The 1918-nt window shown below is 38.9% G+C and carries 2 pseudogenes; both read right to left on the bottom strand.

Annotated features, from left to right (window positions below):
* Positions 1-1483: pseudogene (locus tag F6K49_RS44620) on the bottom strand (hypothetical protein); the annotation flags it as partial.
* Positions 1480-1918 (bottom strand): annotated as a pseudogene (locus tag F6K49_RS44615) (MoxR family ATPase); the annotation flags it as partial. The pseudogenes F6K49_RS44620 and F6K49_RS44615, both read right to left, overlap by 4 nt.

The raw sequence follows: 1918 nt of genomic DNA, 5'->3' as shown, positions 1-1918 counted from the left end.
GGTAAAGATAGTCACTGGGGCAATTATGGAAATAATAAGCCCTAACCTGATTAAAACGTCCACCTCTTGAGGCTGTATCCACCAGTGCTTGTGAAAAGTGATGAAAAGGCACCATCGAGCCATCTTGATCGATCAGCAATAAAAGCTCTATCTTATTAATGCGACGAGGCTTTAGTACCGGATTCAGTAGAACACCCTGTTGTCCAATTTGCTCTACGGTTGCTTCCAGGTCTAGTTCCGTTGGTACCCCCTCTCCCATTAAATGTCGCAGATAGCGCCACCCCTGCTTCATTTGCCGATAGGTAACGGGAAGATCGTTATTTATAATCAGGAAAGTCTCTCCCAGCTGACTGTCAGGCTGTTTGATTGCTTTGACAACTTGTATTTTGTCAAATAGGCTTTGAATAACTTTAGGGGAGAGCTTAGCTATCGGTAAATTTGTCAGATCTTCAGTATCTTCCTGATCAGAAGCTCTAATTTTTTTTCGCAGACTTATTATTTTCACAACAATCAGTAGGGTCAACAAGCCTGCAATTATAATCAGACCAAGTTCCCACCAAGAACCAAACCGTTCTACTAAAGATTCTACTAAAGAATAAAACCAAGCAAATAATGCTAGATATTCTGAATCAGTAATAGTCAACGTAGCAGTGTCTTTTGGACTTATTTTAACTTGTCCTTGAGGGTTAGTTAATCGTATAGTAATTGGCTCATTTCCCTCGTTAATTTTGTCATATAAGATAGGAATAATTACTTCCTGTAATCCAGATTTATCATCAGTGAATGTGACAGTGATAGATGTTTTTTTAAAGTCCTTAAATGATGCTATTACTTTTTTTGTCCAGTCATCGTTTTTTTGATCTATACTATATTTCCTATAATTAACTAATCGTCCTAGATAATAATCCTTGCTTTCATCAATAATAATTGTTGCACTGACCTCACCTCTACTGCCACCCGTACGAGCAATTATAATTTTTAGATTTTTGTCATTCTCGTGTATAATCCCAAGGGAGTTAGAGAATGGAATAGTCTTAAAGCTTAAAGTACCAGGATTTTCTGGCAGTGGTTTTGGCCATAGCCAAGGAATAAAAGGAATAACGATAGCTGTTACTAGGGCAGCAATAACTCCCAAAATAATGTATTTAATCCCTCGAACAGGTTTCCCATTTTTGGTATTGGCATCATCGGCTTCTGAGCTATCTACAATCCTTTCTTGATATCGACTTGTTTCCGTACTGCTTGGTAAAACTTGCTGTCTAGTATCTTCGGGGATTAACTGGTTAAAATACTCTTGAAAGATAAGTTGCTCCTGTTCAGATTTAACCCAAAGGGTGGAACACAGTTGAGCTAAGGCATTGCGGTCATCCTTACCGAAACCACCATCCACTGCTTGGAGCAACAGGTGATATTCCTCTAACCCTAAGGGTAGCCCTGCTTCTCGGAGACGATTGAATAACTCTAGCAGTGCTGGCTCATTCATTCGGTATCCTCACTTAGCCTGAGATAACTAATATGTGCTTCCCAACTCTTTAGCAATACTTCTAAATAGGGAAGCGGTTTTTGGGATAATTTTTGTAATGCTTCTTCTAGAGTATCTTGGTTTAGGGCTTGAATCCAATCCAATAACTCACTGGTACTTACTTTTTTAGTAGATCGTCCAGTTTCCTCTGCCATTAATTCACGCAATTCTAAAAATCGGGAAACGGATTTTTGGGTCAGTTCATCGGCAATATCTGGAAATCTAGCCTTGACAATATGCACAATCTGCTCGAATTTAGGAAATTTAACATAGTGGAATAAACACCGGCGTAGGAAAGCATCCGGTAAATCTTTCTCATCATTACTGGTTATAAAGAGAATCGGTGCGGCTTTAGCACTGATTTCCATTTCTTTATCATCGACTCTAACTTCTTCA

The sequence above is a fragment of the Moorena sp. SIO3I6 genome, assembly GCF_010672095.1.
This window is presented reverse-complemented; position numbering and strand designations above follow the sequence as displayed.